This is a genomic window from Saccharothrix hoggarensis (assembly GCF_042678885.1).
GTDB lineage: Bacteria > Actinomycetota > Actinomycetes > Mycobacteriales > Pseudonocardiaceae > Actinosynnema > Actinosynnema hoggarensis.
In genome coordinates this window covers 18233-40272 of record NZ_JBHTLK010000037.1, presented here as the reverse complement: position 1 = coordinate 40272, position 22040 = coordinate 18233, and the positions used below count along the sequence as shown (strand labels likewise).

Genomic DNA, 22040 nt, shown 5'->3' with positions numbered 1-22040 from the left:
GTGCTGACGCTGCGCATCCCGATCGCCGCGCACGCGCCGCAGCCGCCGGCGGAGGTGCTGCGCCGCCGCGCGCTGCCCCGTCGAGGTCCGCCCCGCTCCTAGGTATGCGCCCTTTCCCCACCACCGTCCCGTTGCGGGACCGGTGGCATCCCCTCATACCCGGGAGTTCCCGCCATGACCGAGTCCTGGCGCGGCCTCGTGCTGCGCTTCCACTTCTACGCGGGCGTGCTCGTCGGCCCGTTCGTCCTGATCGCCGCCCTCACCGGCGTCCTCTACGCCGCGACGCCCCAGGTGGAGTCGTGGCTCTACTCCGACCACCTGCGCGTCCCCGTGTCGACGCAGACCGTGCCGCTGTCGCAGCAGGTGAAGGCCGCGGTCGCCGCGCGGCCCGGCGACGAGCTGGTCGCCGTCCGCCCCGCGCCCGAACCCGGCGCGACGACCCGCGTGCTGTTCGCCAGTGACGGCGACGCGCGGCCCACCGTGTTCGTCGACCCGGCGGACGGTCGGGTGGTCGGCGACCTGATGACCTACGGGACCAGCGGCGTGCTGCCGCTGCGCACCACGATCGACAAGCTGCACGCCAACCTCCTGCTCGGCGAGCCCGGCCGGCTCTACAGCGAGCTGGCCGCGTCCTGGCTGTGGGTCGTCGCGCTGGGCGGCGTGGTGCTGTGGTTCAGCCGCCGCCGCAACCAGCGGACCAGGCCGACGACCAAGCGGCACGCCACGCTCGGCCTGTGGGTGCTGGTGGGCGCGCTGTTCCTGTCCGCGACCGGCCTGACCTGGTCGACGTACGCCGGCGAGAACGTCGCCGACCTGCGCAAGGCCCTCGGCTGGACCACCCCCGCGTTGAGCGCGGGCGACGACCACGCCGGGCACGACATGAGCAACCCCATCCCGGTCATGCCCGGCGAGATCGACTCCGTGCTGGCCACGGCGCGCTCGGCGGGCATCGACGCCGGGTCGATCGAGATCGCCGTGCCGCCGATGTCCGGCATGCCGTGGAAGGTCACCGAGATCGGCCGCGGCTGGCCCACGCAGGCGGACGCGGTCGCCGTGACCGGCGGCGCGGTGGTGGGCGAGGTCCGGTTCGCCGACTACCCGGTGGCCGCGAAGCTCAGCCGGTGGGGCATCGACGCGCACATGGGCGTCCTGTTCGGCTGGCCGAACCAGGTGCTCCTGCTGGCCCTGGGGCTGGGTCTCGTGGCGCTGGTGGTGCTCGGCTACCGGATGTGGTGGCTGCGCCGCCCGACCCGCGGCTTCGGCCGGCCGGTGCCGGGCGGCCAGTGGCGGAAGGTGCCGCGGGCGCAGCTCGTCGTGGTGCTCGTGGTGGCCGCGGGCGTGGGCTGGTTCGTCCCGTTGTTCGGCCTGAGCCTCGTGGCGTTCCTGGTGGTCGACGCCGCGCTGGCCGCACGGCGGAAGCAGGTCGACGAACCCGTCTGACGAACTGTCGGCCCGGGCAGAAACAGCGGTGACGGCCGGGCCGGGAGCGGGTTAACCTGCGCGGCATGCGCTTCGGTTGACGCCCCACACCGCCCCCGGCCCGACCCCTGGCCCGCCTCGCGGTGGGCTGGGCGGTGCTGGCCGACACCGTGCCGATCTACCCGCTGTACGCGCTGCTGTTCGTGGCCACCGGGTTGTCGGACGCCGAGGTCTCGGCGCTGTTCGCGATCTGGTCGACGGTCGCGGTCGTCGCCGAGGTCCCGTTCGGCGCGTTCGCGGACCGGTTCTCCCGCAAGTGGTCCGTCGTCGCGGCCGGCGTGTGCCAGGCGGCCGGCTACGCGTTGTGGACGGTGCTGCCCGGCTTCACCGGCTTCGCCGTGGGGTTCGTGCTGTGGGGCGTGGGCGGCGCGATGTCGTCGGGCGCGCTGGAAGCCCTGCTGCACGACGGTCTGGCGGCGGTCGGCGCGCGCTCCCACTTCGGCGTGGTGATCGGCCGCGTCACGGCGGTCGGCCTGCTGGCCCAGATCCCGGCCGCGCTGCTGGCGACCGTGCTGTTCGACGCGGGCGGTTTCGCGCTCGCGGGCTGGGTGAGCGTGGGGACGTGCCTCGCGGCGGCGCTGGTGGCGACCAGGCTGCCCGAGACGCCGCGCCCGGAGCCGGAGAGCTACCTGGCCACGTTGCGGTCCGGCCTGTCGGAGACCGCGCGCACGCCGGACGTCCGCCTCGCCGTCCTGGTGGTGGCCATGCTGGCGGCGATCGACGCGTTCGAGGAGTACTTCCCGCTGGTCGCGCACGACTGGCGGGTGCCGGTGGCCCTGGTGCCGCTGGCGACCCTGTCCATCCCGCTGGCGGGTGCCGCCGGGGCCGCGCTGGGTGGCGTCGTCCGGCTGCCGCCGGGCGTGCTGCTGGGAGGTGCGGCGGTGCTGCTGGCCGTGGCCGGGTTCGTCGGCCACCCGGCGGGGTTGGCCGGCGTCGCGGTGTTCTACGGCGCGTACCGGCTGGTGTGGGTGACCGCCGAGGCCCGGTTGCAGGAGCGGATCACCGGCGACGCGCGGGCGACCGTGACGTCCGTGGCCGGGTTGGGCAGCGAGGTGCTGTCGTTCGCGGTGTACGCGGCGTGGGTGTACGGCGGGGTCGTGGCGGTGTCGGTGCTGGTGTTGGTGCCGGCGTTGTTCCTGCGGCGGGCGCTCGGGCGGGCCCGGTCGGCGTCGGTCGGGCAACTCGGCGGTCCGTCGGGGTGACTCGGCGGCCTGTGGGGTGGCTCAGCGGGCCCGTTGGGGTGGCTCAGCGGCCCGTCGGCGTGGCTCAGCGGCCCGTCGCCAGCCGTTGGACCTCGTCGTAGCCGGGCACGTCGTCCGGGGCGGCCCGGCCGTCACGCACGGCGAGCGCGGTGCGGACCGTTTCGCCGAGGGCCGCGCGGAACAGCAGCGACCCCGTGCTGACCCGCCGCACGCCGAGGTCCTTCAGCACCCGGACGTCGCGCTGCGCCAGCACGTTCAGCGGCACGGGCACGGCCGCAGCGATGTCCGCGATCTCCCGCTCGTCGGTCAGGCCGGGCACGAACACGCCGTCCGCGCCCGCGTCCACGTACCGGGCGGCGCGGGCCGACGTCGAGTCCCGGTCGACGCCGAGCCAGTGCGTGTCCACCCGCGCGTTGACGAACAGCCCCGGCGCGGCGTCCTTGAACGCCCGCACGATCGCCGCCTGCTCCTCCGGGTCGGCCAGCGCCTCGCCGCGCCCGTCCTCGACGTTCACGCCGGCCACGCCCAGCTCCCACAGCTCCGCCGCCAGGTCCCGCACGTCGCCGCCGAACCCCGCCTCGACGTCCACGGAGATCGGCACGGGCAGCCGCACCAGGCGACGGGCCAGCGCCAGCGTCTCCTCCCGGGCCGCGCCGGCCGCGTCCGGGAGGCCGTGCGCCGCCGCGACGCCCAGGCTCGTCGTGCCGACGGCCGGGAAGCCGGCCCGCACCAGCGCCACCGCCGACGCGAAGTCCCACGCGTTCGGGAGGACGAGGAAGTCGTCGTGCAGCCGGTGGAACGCGCGCGAGCCCTCGACCAGCGCCAACGCGTGCGCCCGTCCGGGGCACTCGTGGCGGCCGGCGCCGAACCAGGCGTCGCCCAGGTCCACCTCGACCACCCGCCCGTCCGGCGCGACGCGTCGCGTGACCGGCACCGGCGGCTCGACGTCCGCGACCAGCGCGACCGTCGCGTCGCACGCCTGCACCAGCAGCCCGATGCGGTTGGCGGTCTCCTCGTCCCACGTGCCGCCGCACGCCTCGACCAGCCGGGCCACCGCCGCGTCGGCCTCCGGCGTGACGGTGACGTGCGGCTGGTAGCACCCGGCGACGAGCCGCACGTCCGGCGCGACGGACCGCGGCAGCCCCAGCGCCTCCACCAGCACCGCCACCGGCGTCCCCGGCCGGCGCAGGGCGGCGACGTCCACAGTGGGCAGGACGTGCTCGGCCAACGCCCGCCGCCGCACGTGGTCCGCGCCTTCGCTGAACCGCGCGACGGTGGCGCGCAACCACGCCACCCCCGACCCGGCCGCCGGCACCGGTGGGACCACGTACGCCTCGTTCCGCAGGACCTCCGAAGTCATGGGGCGAACGTACGGCCGGATCACTTCGGCGCGCGCCGAAACGTCGGCGGCGCACAATGGCGGACGTGGCAGCCGACGAACTCGCGGACCTGGCCGCGCTGCTGGCCGACCGCAGCCGGGCGCGGTTCCTGCTCGCGCTCCTGGACGGCAAGGCGTGGACGTCCGGAGAATTGGCCGCGGCCGCCGACGTCGCGCCGTCCACGGCCAGCGAGCACCTGACCCGGCTCGTCCGCGGCGGCCTGCTGGTGGAGCGGCGGCAGGGGCGGCACCGGTACGTCCAGCTGATCATCCCGCGCCGGGCGCGGCTGCTCGAAGACCTGCTCGCCTACCTCGGCCCCGCGGCGCCGGCCCGGCCGACCCTCGCCGCCGCCACCGCCGACCAGGCGCTCCGACGGGGCCGGACGTGCTACGACCACCTCGCCGGACGGCTCGGCGTGGCGATCACCGACGCCATGACGTCCCGCGGGCTGCTCACCGACGACCTGGCCGTCACCGACGTCGGGCTCGCGTGGCTGCGGGACGCACTCGCCTTCACCCCGCCGACCGGCCGCCGGCCGCTCGCCAAGGCGTGCCTGGACTGGACCGAGCGGAGGTCCCACCTGGCGGGCGCGGCCGGGGCGCACGTGTGCGCGCACCTGCACGCGGAGGGGTGGGTGCGCCGGGTCGGGACCGGGCGGGCGGTCCGCCTCACGCCGACCGGGGAGGCGGCGCTGCGGGACCTGCTCGACGTGGACGTGTCCGCACCCTGAGCCCCCTCGGCTTCACCGGACGCCGCCCGGACACCCCGGACGCCCGCCGGCCCGTCCCGGGTCAGCCGGGGTCAGCGGGTCAGCCAGGTCGGCAGCCACGACGAGTTGCCCGACGGCAGCACGTCGACCACGACGCACGTGATGTTGTCGGGCCCGCCGGCCTCGTTGGCCGCGTCGATCAGCGCCCGCACGGTCTCGTCGCCGTCCGCCGTCGCCGTCAGCAGCTCGCCGATCCGGTCCGGCGGCACGACGTCCGACAGCCCGTCCGAGCAGATCAGGTAGCGGTCGCCCGCCTCCACGTCCTGGAAGAACAGGTCCGGGTCGTGCGCGCTGCCCGCTTGCAGCGCCCGCATGAGCATGGACCTGCCGGGGTGCTCGGCGGCCTGCTCCGCGGCCATCCGGCCCTCGTCGACGAGCGCCTGCACCATCGTGTGGTCGCGGGTGATCTGGGTCAGCGCGCCCTCGCGGACGAGGTAGCAGCGCGAGTCCCCGATGTGCCCGACCGCGAACCGCTCGCCGTCCCACAGCAGCGCGGTGAGCGTGGTGCCCATGCCGCGCATGTCGAAGTTCTCCTCGGCCAGGTCGGTCAGCCGGATGGCGATCTCCCGGGCCGCGCCGGCCAGCTCACCGAGGGGGTCGTCGGACTCCACGTCGAGGTCGGCCAGCACCGCCACCGCGATCGAACTCGCCACTTCGCCGTACGCGTGCCCGCCCATGCCGTCGGCGACGGCGAACAGGCGCTCGGTGAAGTACAGGGAGTCCTCGTTCGCATCACGGCGCAGGCCGGTGTCGGTCCCGACGGCGTACCGGAGCGCATACATGCCGCACAGTGAATCACCCGCACGAGTGCCCGTGAGCAGGGCATGTCCAATTCGGTCACCTGGGACGGCCGTAGAACTCGCTCAGGAGCAGCATCGCCGCCCCGGCCGCCACGACGTCATCACCCAGCGGGGTGATCGACACGTCCACCGGCAGCCACTCGTCCTTGGGCAGCCGGGCGCGCACGCCTTCGAGGTAGGCGTCGGGTTGGGCGAGGACCGCGCGACCCGCCAGCACGACGTGGTCGATGTCGAGCAGCTGCACCAGGTCGGCCACCGCGACCCCCACCACGGACGTCGCCTCGACCAGGTCGCCGCGGGCGGCGGCGAGGTTGTGCAGGGCCTCGATGCACCCGCTGCGCCCGCACACGCACGGCGGGCCGTCGAGCTGGATCGTGGTGTGCCCGTACTCGCCCGCGTTGGTGCGGACGCCCCGGTGCACGCGGCCGTCCAGCAGCATGCCGATGCCGAGGCCGGTGCCGACGAGCACGAGCACCGCGTCCCGCAGCTCCTCGCCGCGCCGCCACGCCTCGGCGACGACCGCCGTGTTCGTGTCCTTGTCGAGGACGACCGGCAGGCCCAGGCGTTGCTCGGCCAACGCGCGCAGCGGCACGTCCTGCCACTCGGTCAGGCCGGTCGGGTAGTGCACGACGCCGGTGCGGTGGTCGAGCGGTCCGACGAACCCGATGCCGACGCCGAGCAGCCGGTCGCCGGACAGCCGGTCGCCGCCCAGCTCGTCGGTGCGCAGGGCGTCCACGAGGCGGGTCAGCTCGGCGACGAACGTGGGCGGGTCGAAGTCGGGTGGCAGCGGCGCGACGGCCCGCTCCAGCACCGTGCCCGCGAGGTCGGTGAGCACGACGCGCAGCTCGTCCCGCTCGACCTGGGCCCCGAGCGCGAACCTGCTGTCGGCGACGAGCTTGAGCAGGGTGCGCGGCTTGCCGACGCCGACGTTGCGGGTGCCGGACTCGACCAGCAGGCCGTCGTCGATGAGCCTGCTCACCACCTTGGACACCGCCTGCGGGGTGAGCCCGCTGCGGTCGGCCAGCTCCACCCTGGTCACGGCGCCGGACCTGGCCAGGCCCAGCACCACCGCGTCGTTGTATCCCCGCAGGAAGCGCAAGTTGGGCACCCGGCCATCATGACATCTGGCGTTTTACTACACACCGTTGCTTTAATGCGGTATGCCCCTCCGCACCGGACTGCTCGGCTACGGCATCGCTGGCCGCGTCTTCCACGCGCCCCTGATCGCGGCCACCCCGGACCTTGAGCTGACCGCCGTCGTCACGTCCGGCCCGGCGCGGCGCGCGCAGGCCGCCGCCGAGCACCCCGACGCCGAGCTCCCGCACACCGTCGAGGACCTGTTCGGGCTCGACCTCGACCTGATCGTGGTCGCCACCCCGAACCGGACCCACGTGCCGCTCGCGCTGGCGGCCATCGAGGCGGGCCTGCCGGTCGTCGTGGACAAGCCGTTCGCGCCCACGTCCGCCGACGCCCGCCGCGTGCTCCAGGCGGCCCGCTACCGGGACGTGCCGGTGACCGTGTTCCAGAACCGGCGGTGGGACAGCGACTTCCGCACCGTCCGGTCGCTCGTCGCCGACGGCGCGCTGGGCGCGGTGACGCGGTTCGAGTCGCGGTTCGAGCGGTGGGCGCCGGACGTGTGGGACAACTGGCGCGAGCTCGGCGCCCCCGAGGAGGCGGGCGGGCTGCTGTACGACCTCGGCGCGCACCTCGTCGACCAGGCGTTGGAGCTGTTCGGGCCGGTGTCCGCGGTGTACGCGGAGCTGGACCTGCGCCGTCCGGGCGTTCAGGTGGACGACGACGTGTTCGTCGCGCTGACCCACGTGAACGGCGTGCGGTCGCACCTGTGGGCGAGCTCCACCGCCTCGCACCACGGCCCCCGGTTCCGCGTGCTCGGCTCGGAGGCCGCGTACGTGTCGGAGGGGCTGGACCGCCAGGAGGAAGCCCTCGCCACCGGCAAGCCGTTTGACGATTTGTCGACATGCGGCCGTCTGGGGCTGCCGGACCACGCCGAAGAGGTCGTCGGCCTGCCCGGCGCCTACTCGGAGTTCTACCGGCTGCTGGTCGCCGCGCTCCGCGACGGCAGCCCGCTGCCGGTGGACCCGGAGTCCGCGGTGCGCGCGCTGGAAGTGATCGAGGCGGCGTTCACCTCCGCCCGGACCGGACAGGTGGTGTCGCTGTGAGCTTGTTGGAGACGTTGGCCGAGCAGGAGGAGCGGCTGGTGTTCACGTCGTTCGACAACGACGTGGCGCTGGCGCTGGGCGCGTTCCTGCTGGACGCGGCCCGTGCCCGGGGGCTGCCGGTGACCATCTCCGTGCGGCGCGGGGCGCAACGCCTGTTCCACGCCGCGCTGCCGGGCACGTCCGCCGACAACGACGAGTGGATCGACCGGAAGAGCCGGGTGGTGGACCGGTACGCCCGCAGCTCGTACCGGGTCGGCGAGACGTTCCGCGCGAACGGCCGCACGTTCGAGGAGGACTCCCGCCTGGACCCCGACCGCTACGCCGCGCACGGCGGCGTGTTCCCGGTCAACGTCGTCGGCGTGGGCATGGTGGGCACCGTGGGCGTCTCCGGCCTGCCCCAAGCCGAGGACCACGCGTTCGTCGTGGAGCAGCTGGAGAAGTTCCTGGCCGGCACCTGACCGCGGGCGCACCAGGCTGACCGCCCCAGCCGCGCCCCCTCCCCGACGCCGTCCTGCCCCCGGACGTCGTCGGACCGGCGTGAGGGGCTTCCCGTGCCATCGGGAAGCCCCTCACGCCGAACGCCGCGGGCCGCTCAGCCCCGCCCCACCGTCAGCAGAAGACCTCCGCCAGCACCTCCTCGTACCCGGTGACCTGCCCCGGGTCCGGGGCGGAGGTCATGGACGCGGTCAGGCGGGTCTTCGTGTCCTCCGTGCTCAGCACCACGCTGGAGTAGCCGGGGATGCCCCCGCCGTGCCCCCACACCTTCACGCCGCACGGCAGCTCGGTCGCCTCGATCCCCAGGCCGTAGCCGGCGGTGTGCGGCAGGACCGACGTCAGCTCCGCCCGCTGCTCCGGGCGCAGCAGGCGGCCGTCGAGCAGGGCGTCCGCGAACCGGTCCAGGTCGGCCGTCGTGGAGATCATCTCGCCCGCCGCGTACGCGATCGACGGGTTGATCTCGGTGATGTCGACGACCTGCCCCGCCGCCCGGACGTACCCGTGCGCGTGCGGACCGGGGATGGCGGTGCGGGTGCCCGGCACGGACGTCCCGCTCAAGCCCAGCGGCCGGATGACGCGCTGGTGCACGGCGTCGCCGTACGGGCGCCCGGTGACCTTCTCGACCAGCAGGCCCGCGACGACGTAGTTGGTGTTCGAGTACCGCCAGCTCGTGCCCGGCTCGAAGTCGAGCGGCCGGGCCGTGGCCAGGGCCACCAGCTCGGCGGGCGCCCACGTCCGGTACCGGATGCCCTCGAAGTCGTCCGGGTCGAGCGGCAGGGCGGCGGTGTAGTTGTAGAGACCGCTGGTGTGCTGGAGCACCTGCCGCACGGTGATCCGGTCGCCGTGCGGCAGCAGCCCCGGCAGGTACCGGCCCACGGGCGCGTCCAGCTCGACCCGGCCCTCACCGGCCAGCTGGAGCACCACGGTCGACACGAACGTCTTGGTGATGCTGCCGACCCGGAACCGGCCGTCGGTCGGCACGGGCCGCGGCGAGTCGACCCGCGCCGTGCCGGCACGGGCGGTGAACTGGTGCCGACCGTCCGTGACGCGGATCTGCACGCCCTGCGCGCCGGTCCGCGCCATCTCGTCCAACGCCCGCTGCACGGCCTGCCGGTCGATCCGGTCGTGACCGGCCCCGGCGCCCGGCTCGGCCACCGCCGTGCCGCCGACGACCGCCGTCGCCAACCCCACGACGGCCGCCACGGCCACTGCCCTCGTCCCCCGCATGTCCTGTCCTTCCGTCGAACGTCGAGGAGACCGAGTCTGGCCATTCGGCGACGCCCCGCCGTCCCCCTCTGGTGGGGAAAGCGCCGCGACTTTAGGCTCATCCACCCCTAGTGGTCCCGAACGCCCGGAACCGGTTCCGGAACGCCAACCACTAGGCCATTCGAGTGACGACAATGGTCTAGACCTTGACCGTGAAGTGGTCTGAACCACATGGTGGCGTCAACCCTGCACTCCTTTCCTGACAAGGAGCACGATGTCCAAGATCCGATGGCATGTCACAGCGTTGTTCGTGGCGGTCGCCACGTTGGTGGTGGGGCTGGTCGTCGCGCCCGCGGCGAGCGGCGCGGGCGGCGTTTCGGCCACCTTCAGCAAGGGCTCGGACTGGGGCACCGGCTACGAGGGCAAGTACACGATCAAGAACGGCGGCACCGCCGCCCTCACCTCGTGGACGGTCGAGTTCGACCTGCCCGCCGGCCACAAGGTCAGCTCCCTGTGGGACGGCTCGTACACCACCAGCGGCCAGCACGTGACCGTGAAGAACACGTGGAACGGCAACGTGGGCGTCGGCGGCACGGTGAGCTTCGGCTTCAACGTCTCGTACTCCGGCGCGTACTCCGGTCCCGCCAACTGCAAGCTGAACGGCGCGTCGTGCGAGGCCGGCGGGGTCGACCCGACGTCGAGCACCTCGACCACCACGACGACGACCACCACCACGACCACGACGACCACCACCACGACGACGGGCAACCCGCCGCCGCCCGGCACCAAGAACCTGGGCTACTTCACCCAGTGGGGCGTCTACGGCCGCCAGTACTTCGTGAAGAACATCCACACCAGCGGTTCGGCCGCGAAGCTGACGCACATCAACTACGCGTTCGGCAACGTGCAGAACGGCCAGTGCACCATCGGTGACGCCTACGCCGACTACGACATGGCCTACACCGCCGCGAACTCCGTGGACGGCGTCGCCGACACGTGGGACACCGGCTCCCTGCGCGGCTCGTTCAACCAGCTGCGCAAGCTGAAGAAGATGTACCCGCACATCAAGGTGCTGTGGTCGTTCGGCGGTTGGACCTGGTCCGGCGGCTTCGGCCAGGCGGCCCAGAACCCGGCGGCCTTCGCCGACTCCTGCTACAAGCTGGTCGAGGACCCGCGCTGGGCGGACGTGTTCGACGGCATCGACATCGACTGGGAGTACCCGAACGCCTGCGGTCTGACCTGCGACACCTCCGGCTTCAGCTCGATGAAGACCGTGTCCCAGGCCCTGCGCGCGCGCTTCGGCGCCAACAACCTGGTGACGGCCGCCATCACGGCGGACGGCTCCAACGGCGGCAAGATCGACGCGGCCGACTACGGCGGCGCGGCGCAGTACCTCGACTGGTACAACGTCATGACGTACGACTACTTCGGCGCCTGGGCGGCGCAGGGTCCGACGGCCCCGCACTCGCCGCTGACGTCCTACCCCGGCATCCCGACCGCCGGCTTCAACTCCGACGCGGCGATCCAGAAGCTGAAGGCCAAGGGCGTCCCGGCGTCCAAGCTGCTGCTCGGCATCGGCTTCTACGGCCGCGGCTGGACCGGCGTGACCCAGTCCGCGCCGGGCGGCACGGCGACCGGCGCGGCGCCGGGCACCTACGAGGCGGGCATCGAGGACTACAAGGTCCTCAAGACCAAGTGCCCGGCCACCGGCACCGTCGCGGGCACGGCGTACGCGCACTGCGGCAACCAGTGGTGGAGCTACGACACCCCCGCCACCATCGGCGGCAAGATGACGTACGCCAAGAACCAGGGTCTCGGCGGCGCGTTCTTCTGGGCGCTCGACGGTGACACCGCGAACGGCGAGCTGATCACCGCGATCGGCAACGGCCTCAAGTAACACCCCCGCACGACCGAAGGGCCCCGCAGGCGTCCCCCCTGCGGGGTCCTTCGTCGTCGTACGGCCCGGCGGAACGGCGCGGCGTACGGCCGGCTGAACGACGCCGCGAAACGGCCGGGGACGGTCAGCCGGTCCAGGAGGTCTCGGAGACGGGGCTCCGGTCGCGCAGCGGCTCCCACCAGGACCGGTTGTCGGCGTACCAGCGGATGGTGTCGCGCACGCCCGACTCGAACGGCACCCGCGGCTCCCAGCCCAGCTCGCGCCGGATCTTCGCCGAGTCCAGCAGGTAGCGCCGGTCGTGGCCGGGGCGGTCCGGCACGGTCGCCTTCCGGGACGCGGGCAGTCCGAGCTCGTCCAGCACGAGGTCGGCGATCTCCTCGACGCTCGCCTCCACGCCCGTGCCCACGTGGTACGTCTCGCCGACCCGCCCGCGCAGCAGCACGGCCTCGATCGCCCGGCAGTGGTCGAGCACGTGGACCCACTCGCGCCGGTTGTCCTTCGACGCGTAGACCGGCAGGTCGCCGCCGTCCAGCGCCCGCGTCGTGAACAGCGGCAGCACCTTCTCCGGGAACTGGTTCGGCCCGTAGTTGTTCGCGCAGTTCGTGATGGTCACCGGCAGGCCGAACGTCTCCGAGTACGCCCGCACCGCGTGGTCCGCGCCGGCCTTGCTCGCGTTGTACGGCGTGCGCGGCCGGTACGGGGACTCCTCCGTGAACGCCGAGCCGGCGTCCAGCGGCAGGTCCCCGTACACCTCGCACGTCGAGATGTGGTGGAACCGCCGGACACCCGCTTGCCGCGCGGCCTCCAGCAACGCCTGCGTGCCCAGCACGTTGGTGCGGAAGAACCGGGTCGGGTCGAGCACGGCGAGGCTGTTGTGCGACTCGGCGGCGAAGTTCACCACCACGTCGATCCCGGTCAGGTCGGCCGAGGCGATGTCGCCGTGGACGAACGTGATCCGGTCGCGCACGTCGGCCAGGTTCGTCTCGGTGCCCGCGTACGTCAGCGCGTCCAGCGCCACCACGCGGTCCTCCGGGTGCTCGGCCACCCAGTGGCGGGTGAAGTGGGACCCGATGAACCCGGCCGCGCCGGTCACGAGGACTGAGGTCATGCGCCGCACGCTACCGACGGGGGCGGCCCGCGCGCCGGAGCACGCGGGCCGCCGTGGAGGCGGGAGCGACTACAGCGTGAGGCTCCACGAGTTCAGGTACCCGGTGTCCGCCGAGTAAACGTCCTGGACCCGGAGCTTCCACGCGCCGTTGCGCGCCTCCGACGAGACGTTCGCCGTGTAGGTGGTGTCGATGTTGTCGCCCGAGTCGTTGTTCGACGCCTTCAGGCGGTACGCCGTGCCGTCCGGCGCGACGAGGTCGATCACCACGTCACCCCGGTAGGTGTGCACGATGTGCACCTCCACCTGGGACGTCGCCGAGGCGTTGCCCTCGCAGCCCGCGATGGTGATGGTGCTGGTCACGGCCGCGCCGTTGTCCGGGATGGCCACGTCGGCGTCGTTGGTGGCCTTCGCGCAGCCGACCGGCGGGTTGCCGCCGCCGCCGTACGGGTTGGCCGCCTTCTTGGCCGCGTACATCAGCATCGGCTTCGTCTTCGGCCAGAACGTCGACGCCTGGCACGAGTAGGTCGGGAAGAAGCCGGAGCAGGTGCCCGACGACGGCCCGATCTCCCACACGAACGACGCCACGCCCAGGTCGTCGTACACCCAGTCGTCCGTCGCGCCCGCCGCGTTGTACAGCACCTCCCCCGGCTGCCCGTACTGCCAGCCGCCGGCCAGGGACGCCATGTCGCGCGCCATGCCGCGCAGCGCCGCGTCGTTGCCCGTCTTGTACGACGTCGTCCAGCCCCACGGGAACAGGACCAGGTTCGAGTAGCTGTGCATGGAGATGACGACACCGGTGGTGTCGAGCGGCGCGGCGTCGGTCACGCCGGTGCCGCGGCGGTCGCGGTACAGGTTGCGCCACAGGGCCTGCAACGCCCGCGTCTCGACCTCGGAGTTCGCCGACGGGCCCTTGTACGTCTGGTCGCACGGGTTGGACGACGTGCCCGCGCCGCCCCAGTGCGAGTCGGTGTTGCGGTTGAGGTCGACGCCGATCTGCGACGACGACGTGCCCGAGCAGTTCGAACCGTTGGTGGTGTTGGCGTTCTTGCGCTGGTAGCGCGGCGAGTTGCCGCCCTGCTGCACGATGTTCACGCCGTCCGGGTTGGCGATCGGCACCACCCACACCTCGGTGGTGTCCAGCAGCGCCGTGACCTCGGCGTCGACACCGTAACCGCTGGTCAGGTGGTCGATCCAGCGCCAGGCGACGTCACCGGTGGTCAGCTCGCGGGCGTGCAGCTGGCCCATCACGAAGAACCGGGGCTTCGGCGCGGACGTGTTCAGCGCGCAGTCGCCGGCGTTCTTCTTGGTGATGCAGATGGCCCGCAGGTCGTAGCCGCCCGCGCCCTGGGTCTTGCGCCACGAGTCGCCGTAGTCGACCAGCGTGGTCAGGTTCGGGTAGTTCTGGCCGACCAGGTCGAGGTGCGACCAGTGGGCGTTGATGGTGCGGTAGCCGCCGTAGTAGGTCTCGTTGACGTCGGCCGCGTCGAACGTGGGCGACTGGGACTTCTTGGCGGGCGGCTGCCACTGCGGCGCGGGCAGCACCTCGTCGATGACGGCGCTGAAACCGGCCTGCTTGAGGCCGCCGCCGGTGGTCGCGTCGCCGAGCACGAACAGGTAGTCGCCGTCCCGGTCCTCCAGCACGTCGAAGCCGCGCCCGAGCAGGTTCTGGGCGGCGGCGCCGAGCGGCGCGTGGACCTTGTAGACGTAGGTCGGGCCGGCTTGCACGGCGGCGACCTCGGGTGCGGGGCCGGCGGTGCCGGGGGTGCCGCCGGTGACCACGGCGGCCGCCGCGATGCCGGCTATCGCGAGGGTCAGCAGGGAGCGTCTGGTCGACTTCGTCGACTTCACGGTTCTTCCTCCTAGGCAGGGTGAAACGGAGGATGGGGCATGAACGGCCCCCTGCACACCCTCCGTCCGGCCATACCTGGCCGTTATGGCCACCGGGTTTCGGCGCGGGCGCGCGAGGTACCCCGGATCTTGGTCCGGATGGAGGAGGAGTCGTGACTGATGAGGAACTGGTCGCGCGCATCACGCAGCTGGTGGACGAAGAGCACCAGCTGGAGGGCTCGCGCATCGGCGAGGGCCTGAGCGAGGGTGACGCCCGCCGGCTGCGCGACCTCGAAGTGGCCCTCGACCAGACGTGGGACCTGCTCCGGCAGCGCCGGGCGCGGCGGGCGGCGGGCATGGACCCGGACGGCGCCGAGCCGCGCGACCCCGGCACCGTGGAGGGCTACCGCCAGTAGCCACGGCCGGTAGCCGCGGGGTCGGTCGTCGTGGGAGGTCGGCCCGGACGGCGGTCGGGCCGGCCTCCCATGCCGACCGGTCGGCGGATCGCGCGACATGCGGCCGGGCGACGCGCACCGGCCGTCGGGCACCGGTCTGGACGGCGGTCGGGCCGGTGTCCGACGGCGGGCGGTCGGGTGGTCGGGCGGCGAGCAGTCAGCGGCGAGCAGTCGACGGCGGGCGGTCGGGAGGCGGCAGTCGGCGGCGGGCGGTCAGCCGACGTACCACCGCTGCTCGGCGCCGGTGCCGCACGGCCACTGGATGATCCCCACGCCGTCCGACTGCCAGCCGTTCGGCACGGCCATGCACTTGCCGGTGGCCACGTTGCGGAGCCGGATGCCCTTGTCGTACGCCCACTTCTGGAACGGCGAGGCGGAGCAGTCTTCCTGCCACACCTGCGCGCCGTTCGACGTGCTCTCGACGGCGATCGACAGGCACAGACCGCTCGCCACGTTCTCCAGCCCGTAGACCGGATTGCCGTACCCGTCGGTGTAGAGGCGGCTCACGCGCCACTCCTTCGAGTCCCCGGGCGGGTAACAGGAGAACTGGATCGCCTGTGTGAATTCCCGCGAGGTGCCGCCGGGGATGGCCAGGCACTTGTCGCTGTTCGCGTTGACGACCTTGGCGGTGAAGGCCGCCGCAGTGGCGTTCGCGGTGGCGGTGTTCGCGGAGGCGGCGGGCGCGGCGGCGGCCACCGCCGCGGTGACCGCCCCGGCCACCAGCGCGGTCCGGAGCAGTCGTGCGAAGCCGTGCATGGTTCTCCAGGTGCTTGTCGGTCGGGCCGGTCCGGACGGGCCGCTCGCGGAACCCCTCGACCCGCGAGCGCGCCCGTCGTGCGGGCCGAATCTGCACCAGCGTCGCCCCTCCCACCAGGCACCTCACGGCCACTGGCCGCAACCGGCCACTACAGCCACCCGCGCTTGGCCGCCGCCACGCCCGCCGCGAACCGGCTCTCCGCGCCGAGGTGCGCGAGGATCGCGCTGACGTGCCGGCGCACGCTCCGCACCGACGTGCCCGCCTGGTGCGCGATGGCGGTGTCGGTGAGGCCGGACGCCATCATCCGCAGCACCTTTTGCTGGACGGGTGTCAGCTCGCCCGCGCCCGCCCGGCCCGTGCCGGCGGCCGGCCCGGTGGCGCCCACCCGGACCACCGTGCTGCCCGGGTCGTCCCAGAGCAGGTCGAACCACTCCGTCAGCACGGCCAGCAGCGCGGGCGAGCGCACGTGCAGGGCGCCCGCGGCCCCGGACTCGTCGATGGTCACCAGGGCGACGGTGTCGTCCACGAGCATCATGCGCACGGGCACGGTGCGGCGGACCCTCGCCTGCTCCCCCGCCCGCACGGACTGCTCGACGCTGTACGCGCCCCACGTGTCGGACACGTGCTTCACGTCGTAGATCATCCGGAACTCGACGCCCGCCGCGATGGCGTCCTCGGGCGGCAGCAGCACGCCCTCGGTGGCCTTGCCGGACGCGAAGTGGCCGTTCAGGGTGGCCCGGAGCACCCGTTTCGGCGACCGGTAGAGGCCGGCGGCGAGGCGGGTCATCTCGGGGTGGTCGCGGACCACCTGCACCTCGTCGGCGCCGGGGTCGCCCGCCCCGCCCGCCAGGCCCGCCGTGGGCGGCACCATCGCCGCGAACCGCTCCCACGTCGTGGCGAGCTGGGTCTGGAGCTCCGCGAGCCTGCGGTGCTGGCGGTCCAGCAGGCGGCGCACCGCGATCGTCGGGTGCACGGCCCGGACGACCCGCTGCGGGCCGCTGCCGAGGACGGTCACCACCCCGGCGTCCACCAGCTCCCGCCACACCGGGTCGTCCGCGTCGAACCCGTCCGGGCCGGGGCCGACCGGCAGACCGTCCGAACGGGACAGCCGCTCGAACGCCTCCGCCGCCGCACCGCTGACGAGCCCGGTCAGCACGCCCGGTCCGTTGTCGCTCATGAGCCCCCCATGCACCCCCCGGCCTCCCCGAATCCTCCCAACAACGGGGTGCCCGGCGCAGCCGAACCGGTCGCTTGACCCGGCCCTTGGGGCAGCCCCGAGGCTCGTCGGCGTGGAGGATGGGCGGGTGGCACGGCTACTGGGCATCGGCGAGTTCTCGCGCCGGTCGCGCTTGTCGGTGAAGGCGCTGCGGCTGTACGAGCGGCAAGGACTGCTGCGGCCGGCCGAGGTCGGCGTCGGCAACGGCTACCGGCGGTACCGCGAGGAGCAGCTGGCGACGGCCCGCCTGGTGGCGTTGCTGCGCAGGCTGGACATGCCGCTCGCGGTGGTGGCCCGGATCGTCGCCGCGCCCGAGGACGACCGGGCGGACCTGGTGGCCGACTACTGGGCCGTGGTCGAGCACCGGCTGGCGGTGCAGCGGGGCCTGGCCGCCCACCTCCGCGTCGTGTTGTCCGGAGGGAAGGGGTTGTTGGACATGTACGAGGTCAAGCAGCGGGAAGTGCCCGAGCAGGTCGTGCTGACCGAGCAGCGGCACGTGCTCCAGCCGGCGTTGGTCGACTGGATCGGCGCCGCCATGAACCGCCTGGAGAAGGCGGCCGGGGCGTGCGGCGGCATCTCGGCGGCGCCGTTCGTGGTCTACCACGGCGAGGTCAACGAGGACAGCGACGGCCCGGTGGAGGCGTGCGTCCCGGTCGACGTCGCGAGCGGGCCGACCAGCACGGCGTCGCGCGTGGAGCCGGCGCACCGGGAGGCGTACGTGCGGCTGAAGAAGGCGCAGGTGGTGTTCCCGCAGATCCTGTCGGCCTACGACGCGGTGGCGACGTGGGTGAAGGAGAACGACCTGGTGATCGCGGACTCGCCGCGTGAGGTGTACTTCGCGGACATCGCGGCCGCCGGGCCGGACGACGAGGTCTGCGACATCGCCTTCCCCGTGCGGTGAGGTTCGGCGGCGAGCTGTGACGGGCGGCCCGCCGCGGCCGGTGGTGACCGGCGACGACCGGGCGGCCGGCTTGCGTTGAGGCGGTGACACCGCTGGGACACCCGGGGCAGGTGGGGACACCGCGGGCACCGCGCGGGAACGGCGCCACTCCCGCGCGGTGCTCCACCGTCACACGAGGTGGGCGAGCCGGTGGTCCAGCGCGGTGTGCCTGCGCCCCGCGCCCACCGTGCGGACCGCCTGCCCGATCGCCTTGCGCGACCCGACCAGCACCACGAGCTTCTTGGCCCGCGTCACCGCCGTGTAGAGCAGGTTCCGCTGCAACATCATCCACGCGCTCGTCGTGATTGGGATGACCACGCACGGGTACTCACTGCCCTGTGAGCGGTGAATCGTCATGGCGTAGGCGTGGGTCAACTCGTCCAGCTCGCCGAACTCGTAGTCCACGTCCTCTTCCTCGTCGGTCCGAACGGTCAGCTTCTGCTCCACCGCGTCGATCGCCGTGACCACGCCCAGCGTGCCGTTGAAGACGTTCTTGTCGTAGTTGTTGCGCATCTGGGTCACCTTGTCGCCGACCCGGAACACCCGGCCGCCGAACCGGCGCTCGGGCAAGTCCGGTGTGGACGGTGTCAAGGCCTCCTGCAGCAACGCGTTCAGCGCGCCCGCGCCCGCCGGACCGCGGTGCATCGGCGCGAGCACCTGCACGTCCGTGCGCGGCTTCAGGCCGAACTTGCGCGGGATGCGGTGGGCGACCACGTCCACCACGACCCCCGCCGCCTCCTCCGCCTCCTCCACGGGGAAGAGGAAGAAGTCCGGGAGCCCTTGCACGACGGGGTAGTCGCCGTTGTTGATGCGGTGCGCGTTCGTGACCACACCGGACTGCTGCGCCTGCCGGAAGATGTGCGTGAGCCGGACGTTCGGGATGGGGCTGCCGTCCGACAGCACGTCCCGCAGCACCTCGCCCGCGCCGACGGACGGCAGCTGGTCGACGTCCCCGACCAGCAGCAGGTGCGCGCCGGGCGCGACGGCCTTCACCAGCTTGTTGGCCAGCAGCAGGTCGAGCATCGACGCCTCGTCGACGACGACCAGGTCGGCGTCGAGTGGCCGGTCCCGGTCGTAGGCGGCGTCACCGCCCGGCTTCAGCTCCAACAGCCGGTGCACGGTGCGCGCCTCGTGGCCGGTCAGCTCGGTGAGCCGCTTGGCGGCCCGGCCCGTCGGCGCGGCCAGCACGACCTTCGCGCCCTTGGCGGCGGCCAGCTTCACGATCGACCGCACGGTGAAGCTCTTGCCGCACCCCGGCCCGCCGGTCAGCACGGCGACCTTGCTGGTCAGCGCGAGGCGGACGGCGTCACGCTGCTTCTCCTCCAGCGACGCGCCGAGCCACGCGAACGCCCGCTCCCAGTCGACCTGCCGGAACGCGGGCATCCGCTCCTCGTCGGTCCGCAGCAGCCGGAGCAGCTGGTTGGCCAGCGAGATCTCGGCCCGGTGGAACGCGAGCAGGTAGATGCCCGGCTCGCCGTCCGGCATGACCTCGCGGACCACGCCCTCCTCCGCGACGAGCTCGGCCAGGCACTCGATGACCAGGCCCGCGTCCACCTGGAGGATCTTGATCGCGTCGCCGATCAGCTCGTTCTCGGGCAGGTAGCAGTCGCCGTCGCCGGTCGCCTCGGACAGCGTGAACTGCAGCCCGGCCTTCACCCGCTGCGGGCTGTCGTGCGGGATGCCGACGGCCTTCGCGATCACGTCGGCGGTGCGGAACCCGATGCCCCACACGTCGGTGGCGAGCCGGTAGGGCTCCTCGCGGACGACGTCGATCGCCTTCTCCCGGTACTGCTTGTAGATGCGCACGGCGAGCGACGTCGACACGCCGACGCCTTGCAGGAAGACCATGACCTCCTTGATCGCCTTCTGCTCCTCCCACGCGGCGGCGATCATCTTCGTGCGCTTGGGTCCGAGCTTCGGCACCTCGACCAGCCGGTGCGGCTCGTGCTCGATGACGTCCAGCGCGGCGACGCCGAAGTGCGTGACGATCCGGTCGGCGAGCACCGGCCCGATGCCCTTGATCAGGCCGGACCCGAGGTAGCGGCGGATGCCCTGGATGGTGGCGGGCAGCACGCTCGTGTAGTCGTCCACGTGGAACTGCTTGCCGTACTGGGGGTGCGACCCCCACCGGCCGCGCATCCGGATCGCCTCGCCGGGCTGCACGCCGAGCAGCGAGCCGACGACGGTGACCAGGTCGTTGCCGCGCCCGGTGTCGACGCGGGCGACCGTGTAGCCGGTCTCCTCGTTGGCGAACGTGATCCGCTCCAGCACCGCTTCGAGCACCGCGTCAGCCACCGGGCCACCCTAGGACGCGCCACCGACACCGCGCCCACCCGGTCCGGCGGGCTCAGGGCCAGAGCACCGCGCGCCCGCCGTGCTCGCCGACGACGACGCCGTGGTCGTTGATGCCCTGGGCGAAGCCGTAGGTGCCCGCCGGCACCGGCAGCAACGTCACCTCGCCGGACGGCGACCAGCGGACCGGCCGGTTCCGGCTGCCGATCGCCACGCCCGCGGCCGTGCCGTTCCCGTTGACCAGCGACACCTGGCCGGAGCCGTACCCGGCGGGCAGGGCCATCGTCGTCACGGCCCCGTCGACCGCCCACCGCACCGGCGCACCGCCCGACCGGCCGAACGCCGTGCCGTCCGCGGCCACGGCGGGGAGGGTGCTGTGCTGCCCGGACGGCGTGGGCAGCTCGGCGAGGGTCGTGCCGTCCCACCGCAGCGCGTAGCCCGACCGGTCCTCCCGCGCGTACTCGCCGACGACGAACCGGCCGCGCACGTCGGCCACGGAGGCGTGCGTGCTGCCGGGCACGGCGCCGAGGTCGGTGAGCACGCCGTCGTCCCACCGCACGTAGTGCTGCCGGTCGTCGGCCGTGGTGGCGATCCCCGCGATCGCGCCGTCGTCGTCGATCGCGGCGGGCTCGGTGGCCCGTCCCAGTCCGGGCAGGGCGGTGGCGGTGCCGTCACGCTCCCAGCGGACGGCCTGGCGGGTGCCGTCGGCCGCGCCGGCGTAGCCCACGACCGTGCCGCCCTCGTTGACCGCGACGGCGAAGCTGTAATCGCCGCCGGGCAGGAGGTCGAGGACGGTCACCGAGCCGTCGGCGTTCCAGCGGGTGGCCTGCGCCCAGCGGTCCGGGGTGCTGGTGTTGCCGTAGGCCGCGCCGTCCGCGTCGACCCCGAAAACGGTGGCGTACCGGGCGCCCGGCGGCAGGGCGAGTTCGGTGATCCGCCCGTCGGCGTCCCAGCGCACGGGCCGTGACCGCCGGTCCGCACCCGTGGACCGGCCGACGACCACGCCGGCGTCGTTGACGGCGACCGCCGACCCGGTCGTGCCGCCGGGCAGGGTGGCGAGTTCCACCACCCCCGGCTCGGCGTGCGCGGGCGTGCCCAGGACAACCAGCGCCAGCACCGGAACGAGCACACGTCGCACGACCAGACCTCCTCGCCGAAGCCCCCGACCCCAGCTAAGCACCGGACGCCTGGGAGCGCTCCCAGATTCGCCCGATCAGCCCTCCGGCGGGAGGTCGGCGGTGAGCACGTCCGCGGTGAGCACGTCCGCGGTGAGCACGTCGGCGGGCAGCGCGGTCGCGGGCCACGACGGGTCCGACCGCCACCCGGCCCAGCCCGCGTCCGGCGCGAACGGCCCGTCCCGGTTCTCGATCATCGCCACGGCCTGGTCGCGGGCCCGTTCGACGGCCCGGTGGTCGTCCTCGCCCACGACGCCCAGCCGGCGGCCCTGCGCGTACTCGCCCTCGTCCTTCCACGACCAGCCCGACAGGTCCGGCGCGACGACCAGGTCCAGCAGCAGGTCGAAGGTGTCGAAGCCGAGCGCGGTGCGGCGCAGCGGGCGCTGGAAGTTGACGTACCAGCGGGACAGCCGGTGCTCGTCGGACGCGTCGTAGAAGGCGTGGACGCTGAACCACGTCCCCGGCGGGTTCCACAGCAGCTGGACGGTGTCCCGCCAGATCCAGCGGTCGAGCCGCCAACGGCCGGCCGCGAGGTTCGGCAGCGCCCGCTTGCGGACGCCGTCGTCGCCGGTCAGCAGCCACTCGATCCACGTCGTCGGCGCCAGGCACTCCGCCCCCGGGCGGCAGCAGGCGACCAGGGCGTCCGGCGAGTCGGCGAGCACCCGCACCGCGTGCGCGCTCCACACCTTGCCGCGCAGGACGTCACGGCGGACGGCGGTCGCCCCGGGTTCGAAGGTCGGCATGGTCCCTCCCGCGGCAAGGACGCGCGACGTGCGCCGGGGTTGCTGTGGGAAGCGCCATGCCAGGTGGGACGGCCTCCACAGGACGTTCACAACTCGCCCCGGACGCCTCCACGGCCCGCA

19 protein-coding genes are annotated in these 22040 nt (G+C 73.3%); 8 read left to right on the top strand and 11 right to left on the bottom strand.

Annotated elements, in window-relative coordinates:
* Positions 1 to 174: 174 nt before the first annotated feature.
* Together ACFQ3T_RS10325 and ACFQ3T_RS10320 are read left to right on the top strand one after the other, a co-directional pair.
* Positions 175 to 1440, top strand: coding sequence for a PepSY-associated TM helix domain-containing protein (locus ACFQ3T_RS10325; RefSeq protein ID WP_380722738.1), 1266 nt, complete (start codon positions 175 to 177; stop codon positions 1438 to 1440).
* A gap of 134 nt (positions 1441 to 1574) precedes the next feature.
* Positions 1575 to 2681 (top strand): MFS transporter, encoded by a 1107-nt coding sequence (locus tag ACFQ3T_RS10320; protein ID WP_380722736.1) that lies wholly within the window; start codon positions 1575 to 1577, stop codon positions 2679 to 2681.
* Between the two features lie 64 nt (positions 2682 to 2745).
* On the opposite strand, the gene ACFQ3T_RS10315 is transcribed toward ACFQ3T_RS10320, so the two are convergent.
* A complete protein-coding gene (locus ACFQ3T_RS10315; RefSeq protein ID WP_380722735.1) occupies positions 2746 to 4041 on the bottom strand; it encodes an isocitrate lyase/PEP mutase family protein in 1296 nt (431 codons plus the stop codon).
* Positions 4042 to 4106: 65 nt separating this feature from the next.
* Here ACFQ3T_RS10315 and ACFQ3T_RS10310 point away from each other — a divergent pair, with 65 nt between their 5' ends.
* On the top strand, positions 4107 to 4790 hold the full coding sequence (locus tag ACFQ3T_RS10310; RefSeq protein ID WP_380722733.1) for an ArsR/SmtB family transcription factor: 684 nt from the start codon (positions 4107 to 4109) through the stop codon (positions 4788 to 4790).
* A gap of 71 nt (positions 4791 to 4861) precedes the next feature.
* On the opposite strand, the gene ACFQ3T_RS10305 is transcribed toward ACFQ3T_RS10310, so the two are convergent.
* Together ACFQ3T_RS10305 and ACFQ3T_RS10300 are read right to left on the bottom strand one after the other, a co-directional pair.
* Entirely contained in the window at positions 4862 to 5611 is a 750-nt protein-coding gene (locus ACFQ3T_RS10305) for a PP2C family protein-serine/threonine phosphatase (protein WP_380722731.1), read from the bottom strand.
* A 55-nt stretch (positions 5612 to 5666) separates the two neighbouring features.
* On the bottom strand, positions 5667 to 6737 hold the full coding sequence (locus ACFQ3T_RS10300; RefSeq protein ID WP_380722729.1) for an ROK family transcriptional regulator: 1071 nt from the start codon (positions 6735 to 6737) through the stop codon (positions 5667 to 5669).
* 52 nt (positions 6738 to 6789) lie between these two features.
* Between ACFQ3T_RS10300 and ACFQ3T_RS10295 the strand changes: the two genes are divergently transcribed.
* Positions 6790 to 7809, top strand: a complete 1020-nt coding sequence (locus ACFQ3T_RS10295) for a Gfo/Idh/MocA family protein (RefSeq protein ID WP_380722727.1) — start codon at positions 6790 to 6792, stop codon at positions 7807 to 7809.
* Positions 7806 to 8267: a heme-degrading domain-containing protein gene (locus ACFQ3T_RS10290; RefSeq protein ID WP_380722725.1), complete on the top strand. Its 462-nt coding sequence runs from the start codon at positions 7806 to 7808 to the stop codon at positions 8265 to 8267. The genes ACFQ3T_RS10295 and ACFQ3T_RS10290 overlap by 4 nt, the downstream gene beginning before the upstream one ends.
* Before the next feature lie 151 nt (positions 8268 to 8418).
* Here the strand turns inward: ACFQ3T_RS10290 and ACFQ3T_RS10285 are convergent, their stop codons facing one another.
* Positions 8419 to 9531, bottom strand: coding sequence for a serine hydrolase domain-containing protein (locus ACFQ3T_RS10285; protein WP_380722723.1), 1113 nt, complete (start codon positions 9529 to 9531; stop codon positions 8419 to 8421).
* A gap of 253 nt (positions 9532 to 9784) precedes the next feature.
* Here ACFQ3T_RS10285 and ACFQ3T_RS10280 point away from each other — a divergent pair, with 253 nt between their 5' ends.
* Positions 9785 to 11407 (top strand): glycosyl hydrolase family 18 protein, encoded by a 1623-nt coding sequence (locus ACFQ3T_RS10280; protein WP_380722721.1) that lies wholly within the window; start codon positions 9785 to 9787, stop codon positions 11405 to 11407.
* 124 nt (positions 11408 to 11531) lie between these two features.
* Here the strand turns inward: ACFQ3T_RS10280 and rfbB are convergent, their stop codons facing one another.
* Together rfbB and ACFQ3T_RS10270 are read right to left on the bottom strand one after the other, a co-directional pair.
* Entirely contained in the window at positions 11532 to 12515 is a 984-nt protein-coding gene (rfbB, locus tag ACFQ3T_RS10275) for a dTDP-glucose 4,6-dehydratase (RefSeq protein WP_380722719.1), read from the bottom strand.
* 69 nt (positions 12516 to 12584) lie between these two features.
* Positions 12585 to 14363 (bottom strand): M14 family zinc carboxypeptidase, encoded by a 1779-nt coding sequence (locus ACFQ3T_RS10270; RefSeq protein ID WP_380722717.1) that lies wholly within the window; start codon positions 14361 to 14363, stop codon positions 12585 to 12587.
* Between the two features lie 152 nt (positions 14364 to 14515).
* Between ACFQ3T_RS10270 and ACFQ3T_RS10265 the strand changes: the two genes are divergently transcribed.
* On the top strand, positions 14516 to 14758 hold the full coding sequence (locus ACFQ3T_RS10265; RefSeq protein ID WP_380722715.1) for a DUF2630 family protein: 243 nt from the start codon (positions 14516 to 14518) through the stop codon (positions 14756 to 14758).
* 252 nt (positions 14759 to 15010) lie between these two features.
* Here ACFQ3T_RS10265 and ACFQ3T_RS10260 read toward each other — a convergent pair whose 3' ends face one another.
* A complete protein-coding gene (locus ACFQ3T_RS10260) occupies positions 15011 to 15553 on the bottom strand; it encodes an RICIN domain-containing protein (protein WP_380722713.1) in 543 nt (180 codons plus the stop codon).
* A 149-nt stretch (positions 15554 to 15702) separates the two neighbouring features.
* Complete coding sequence (locus tag ACFQ3T_RS10255) at positions 15703 to 16731, bottom strand: helix-turn-helix transcriptional regulator (protein WP_380722711.1); 1029 nt, start codon at positions 16729 to 16731, stop codon at positions 15703 to 15705.
* A 127-nt stretch (positions 16732 to 16858) separates the two neighbouring features.
* Here ACFQ3T_RS10255 and ACFQ3T_RS10250 point away from each other — a divergent pair, with 127 nt between their 5' ends.
* The gene (locus ACFQ3T_RS10250; protein WP_380722709.1) at positions 16859 to 17671 is read left to right on the top strand and encodes a MerR family transcriptional regulator; all 813 of its coding nucleotides are present in this window, start codon (positions 16859 to 16861) and stop codon (positions 17669 to 17671) included.
* Between the two features lie 168 nt (positions 17672 to 17839).
* Here ACFQ3T_RS10250 and recD2 read toward each other — a convergent pair whose 3' ends face one another.
* The 3 genes from recD2 to ACFQ3T_RS10235 all read right to left on the bottom strand — a co-directional run bounded on the left by recD2 (position 17840) and on the right by ACFQ3T_RS10235 (position 21920).
* Positions 17840 to 20005 carry an SF1B family DNA helicase RecD2 gene (gene recD2, locus ACFQ3T_RS10245; RefSeq protein ID WP_380722707.1) on the bottom strand — a complete coding sequence of 722 codons (2166 nt, stop codon included), beginning with the start codon at positions 20003 to 20005 and terminating at the stop codon, positions 17840 to 17842.
* A gap of 52 nt (positions 20006 to 20057) precedes the next feature.
* Positions 20058 to 21140: a hypothetical protein gene (locus ACFQ3T_RS10240; RefSeq protein WP_380722705.1), complete on the bottom strand. Its 1083-nt coding sequence runs from the start codon at positions 21138 to 21140 to the stop codon at positions 20058 to 20060.
* A gap of 75 nt (positions 21141 to 21215) precedes the next feature.
* Complete coding sequence (locus ACFQ3T_RS10235; RefSeq protein ID WP_380722703.1) at positions 21216 to 21920, bottom strand: DUF402 domain-containing protein; 705 nt, start codon at positions 21918 to 21920, stop codon at positions 21216 to 21218.
* Between the last annotated feature and the right edge of the window lie 120 nt (positions 21921 to 22040).

Excerpts from the sequence above, each read along its gene's own strand:
- ACFQ3T_RS10280 (WP_380722721.1), top strand. The coding sequence starts at position 9,785 with ATGTCCAAGATCCGATGGCATGTCACAGCGTTGTTCGTGGCGGTCGCC.
- rfbB (WP_380722719.1), bottom strand. The coding sequence starts at position 12,515 with ATGACCTCAGTCCTCGTGACCGGCGCGGCCGGGTTCATCGGGTCCCAC.
- ACFQ3T_RS10325 (WP_380722738.1), top strand. The coding sequence starts at position 175 with ATGACCGAGTCCTGGCGCGGCCTCGTGCTGCGCTTCCACTTCTACGCG.
- ACFQ3T_RS10295 (WP_380722727.1), top strand. The coding sequence starts at position 6,790 with ATGCCCCTCCGCACCGGACTGCTCGGCTACGGCATCGCTGGCCGCGTC.
- ACFQ3T_RS10305 (WP_380722731.1), bottom strand. The coding sequence starts at position 5,611 with ATGTATGCGCTCCGGTACGCCGTCGGGACCGACACCGGCCTGCGCCGT.
- ACFQ3T_RS10315 (WP_380722735.1), bottom strand. The coding sequence starts at position 4,041 with ATGACTTCGGAGGTCCTGCGGAACGAGGCGTACGTGGTCCCACCGGTG.
- ACFQ3T_RS10255 (WP_380722711.1), bottom strand. The coding sequence starts at position 16,731 with ATGAGCGACAACGGACCGGGCGTGCTGACCGGGCTCGTCAGCGGTGCG.
- ACFQ3T_RS10285 (WP_380722723.1), bottom strand. The coding sequence starts at position 9,531 with ATGCGGGGGACGAGGGCAGTGGCCGTGGCGGCCGTCGTGGGGTTGGCG.
- ACFQ3T_RS10260 (WP_380722713.1), bottom strand. The coding sequence starts at position 15,553 with ATGCACGGCTTCGCACGACTGCTCCGGACCGCGCTGGTGGCCGGGGCG.
- ACFQ3T_RS10235 (WP_380722703.1), bottom strand. The coding sequence starts at position 21,920 with ATGCCGACCTTCGAACCCGGGGCGACCGCCGTCCGCCGTGACGTCCTG.